Origin of the sequence: Streptomyces sp. NPDC006265 (assembly GCF_040613555.1) — a bacterium.
Classification (GTDB): Bacteria; Actinomycetota; Actinomycetes; order Streptomycetales; family Streptomycetaceae; genus Streptomyces.
Window position 1 is genome coordinate 1 of the sequence record NZ_JBEXSH010000941.1, and the last position, 3,372, is coordinate 3,372.

At 72.7% G+C, this 3,372-nt stretch carries 3 protein-coding genes and 1 pseudogene; 1 reads left to right on the forward strand and 3 read right to left on the reverse strand.

Annotated elements, in window-relative coordinates; genetic code table 11:
- A pseudogene (locus ABZ281_RS43140) lies at positions 1–226 on the reverse strand (sugar ABC transporter substrate-binding protein); the annotation flags it as partial.
- 276 nt (positions 227–502) lie between these two features.
- Between ABZ281_RS43140 and ABZ281_RS43145 the strand changes: the two are divergent.
- Positions 503–1,366, forward strand: a complete 864-nt coding sequence (locus tag ABZ281_RS43145) for an aminoglycoside phosphotransferase family protein (RefSeq protein ID WP_356663581.1) — start codon at positions 503–505, stop codon at positions 1,364–1,366.
- Between the two features lie 25 nt (positions 1,367–1,391).
- On the opposite strand, the gene ABZ281_RS43150 is transcribed toward ABZ281_RS43145, so the two are convergent.
- Together ABZ281_RS43150 and ABZ281_RS43155 are read right to left on the reverse strand one after the other, a co-directional pair.
- Complete coding sequence (locus ABZ281_RS43150; RefSeq protein WP_356663583.1) at positions 1,392–2,114, reverse strand: 3'-5' exonuclease; 723 nt, start codon at positions 2,112–2,114, stop codon at positions 1,392–1,394.
- 152 nt (positions 2,115–2,266) lie between these two features.
- Positions 2,267–3,370, reverse strand: coding sequence for an SAV2148 family HEPN domain-containing protein (locus ABZ281_RS43155; RefSeq protein WP_356663585.1), 1,104 nt, complete (start codon positions 3,368–3,370; stop codon positions 2,267–2,269).
- Positions 3,371–3,372: the final 2 nt, after the last annotated feature.

The window sequence follows — 3,372 nt, forward strand, 5'->3', positions numbered from 1 at the left end:
GTACCGGTGGCCCAGCCGTCCATCGTCCGGCGCAGGGCGGGGTCCTTCAGCGCCTCGGTGCCGGTGGGCAGCATCCAGTCGCCGAGGGCGAGACGGACCATGTTCGGCGGCCTGAGGAGGAAGTCCTCCGCGGCCTCCTCCCTGCGCGGACGGTCCTCGGCGATGGAGACGGTCTGCGGGCTGCCCCCTGGGGGAGTCCGCCGGCGCCCGCCGGGGCGGGCGCCAGGACCAAGCGCCGTGGTCGACGGCGAGTCGGGGCCGGTCCCCGCCCGGCCTGCGGCCGGTCCTTCTCCTCGGTGGCGAGGGGGGGTGAAGGTGGTGAAACCTCGGTCACCGTTGTCACGGAATCACCCCCGGTGCACGCTCGGCCGGCCTCGTCATGCCCGTGAAGGCCGTGTGCCTCGTCAAGGCACCGCGTACGCCGCCCGACCTGTGCCGATGCGACACTGACCGGTGGATGGCCGGAACCCGACGGCCGAAGCGTGGACGACGGAGGCGGACGATGGACGAGGCACTGGCGCGGGACGTACTGACCGCGGCAGGGGTGCTGCCCGGTGCGGTCCGGGAGGCGCGGCTGCTCGCCCTGGGCGAGAACGCGGTGTTCGCCTCCGGTGACCTGGTCGTCAAGGTCGGCCGTGACGCCGAACTCCTGGAGCGGGCGCGCCGCGAACTGGACATCGCGGTGTGGCTCGCCGAGGCGGGCGTGCCGGCGGTGCGGGCGGCCGAGCCGAAGGCGCTGCTGGTCGACGGGTATCCGGTGACGGTGTGGCACCGGCTGCCGGACGCCGTGCGGCCCGCCGAGCCGCGGGATGTGGCCGAACTGCTGCGGGTCATGCACGCCACGCCCCTGCCTCGCTTCGAACTCCCGGCCCGCGATCTGCTGGGCGGTGTGGAGCGGTGGCTGCGGCTCGCGGGGGATGCGATCGATCCCGCGGACGCGGCGTACCTGCGCGAGCGGCGGGACGGGTTCGCCGCTCGGGCCGCAGCGCTCACACCGCATCTGCCGCCGGGGCCGATCCACGGGGACGCGCTGCCGCGCAATGTGCACGTCGGACCCGACGGGCCCGTGCTGGTGGATCTGGAGACGGTGTCCGCGGATCTGCGCGAGCACGATCTCGTGGTGATGGTGCTGTCCCACGACCGGTACGGGCTGCCGGACGAGGCGTACGCCTCGTTCGCGGAGACCTACGGCTGGGACGTGCGCGGTTGGGCGGGCTGCGGTGTGCTGCGCGGGGCCCGGGAGACGGCCAGTTGTGCGTGGGTCGCCCAGCATGCGCCGGGCAACCCGAAGGCACTGGCCGAGTTCGAGCGGCGGGTGCGGTCCCTGAGGGTCGGGGACGAGACGGTGCGGTGGTATCCGTTCTGACCGTCCCACGCCGTCTGACGCCGGTTCAGACCGGTTCGTCCGCCGACTCCCGCAGGGGCCATGTCCCGTCGATGGACGCGGTCGGGTCGCCCTTGCCGCGCAGGAAGCTCTGGAAGTCCGCCGCCCACTGCGCGTACCACTCGATCTGGCGGTGGTGCAGGGCCGCCGGGCCGAGCATGGCGATCTTGGGGTGGCGGTCGGCTATCGCCCCGGCCAGCCGGGCCGCCGCCAGGGCGTCCGCCATCGCGTCGTGGGCGGTGTCGAGGACGACGCCGTACTCGGCGCAGACCGCTTCGAGGTTGCGCTTTCCGCGGCGGTAGCGGTCGACCCAGCGGTCGATGGTGTACGGGTCGATGACCGGCGCCGGGTCCACGCCGCCCAGGCGGTCGCGCAGGGACGGCAGTCCGTGGCGCCGCAACTCCGCGGAGAGCAGGGTGAGGTCGAAGGTCGCGTTGTAGGCGACGACCGGCACGCCCGTCTTCCAGTAGGAGGTGAGGACGTCGGCCAGGGCGTCCGCCACCTGGTCGGCCGGTCTGCCCTCGGCCGCCGCGCGCTCGTTGCTGATGCCGTGCACGGCCACCGCGTCCTCGGGGATCGGCACTCCCGGGTCGGCCAGCCACTCCCGGCGCCCGATCGGCTCCCCGCCCCTGACCTCGATCACGGCCCCCGTGACGATGCGCGCCTCGCGCGGATCCGTGCCCGTCGTCTCCAGGTCGAAGCCGACCAGCAGCTCCCGGTGCCAGCCCATGGGCGGTCCCCCTTCTTGTGGTGCGTTCCCCCAGTGGTCTCCACCTTCCCATGCACCACTGACAATCAGAGGACCGCGTTCCGGTTAACCCCGCCGCCGCTCCGCTCAGCCCCGGCGGCGGACCGGAGAACCACCGCATTCCGGCGCATAGTTCATGACACCGGCCGCGAATCCGTCCACATCACCTCGAACTCCTCGCGATACGTGGGAAAGAGGCCACTTTCGTCCATCTCGCCCGACTTGACCACCTTGTTGCCGTTGCGCAGCACGAACACCGGTGCCTCCATGCCCCGGGTACGGCGCAGATGGCTCTGCACGATCGCGATGCCGTCCGCGCCGTCGCCGTCCACCAGGTACGCCGTGAAGCGCGGCGTCTCGTCGAAGACCTGGATCTCGAAGGCGCCCGGGTCGCGCAGCCGGGCGCGCACCCGGCGCATGTGCAGGATGTTCATCTCGACGGCCCGGCTGAGCTCGCCGCGCTTGATGCCGAGTTCCCGCTCGCGGCGCTTGACCGCGCTGGAGGCCGGGTTGAGGAACAGCAGCCGCACCCGGCAGCCGGACTCGGCCAGCCGCACCAGACGCCGGCCCGAGAAGTTCTGTACGAGCAGGTTGAGGCCGATGCCGATGGCGTCGAGCCGGCGGGCGCCGCCGAAGATGTCCTCGGCCGGGAACTGCCGCATCAGCCGCACCCGGTCCGGGTGGACGGCGACCACGTCGGCGTACCGGTCACCGACGAGGTCCTCGACGGCGTCGATGGGAAGCCTGCGCGCCGAGGGCACGTCACCGCCCGTGCCGAGCATCTCCAGCAGCCGGGCCGAGGCCCGCTCGGCCTGGTTCAGCACGGCTTCGGACAGGGCCCGGTTGCGGGAGACGACGTTCCGGGTGACCTCCAGCTCGTCCAGGGCGAGCTCGACGTCCCGGCGGTCGTCGAAGTACGGCTCGAAGCAGGGCCAGTGCTGCACCATCAGCTCGCGCAGCTGCGGCAGGGTGAGGAAGGAGAGCACGTTGTCGTCGGCCGGGTCGAGCAGATAGCCCTTGCGGCGGCTGACCTCGCGGACCGCGACCGCGCGCTGCACCCACTCCTGGCCGGCCGGCCCGGCGGCGGCCACCACCCAGTCCTCGCCGTGCACGGGTTCGTAGACGGGCCGCAGCACGGCGGCGACCACCGCGCGCAGCCGCTGTTCGACGAGGTTCAGCAGGCGCAGCGTGTAGCCGGCCAGGGCGATGCCGATGCCGGTGACCACGGTCGTCAGCACGT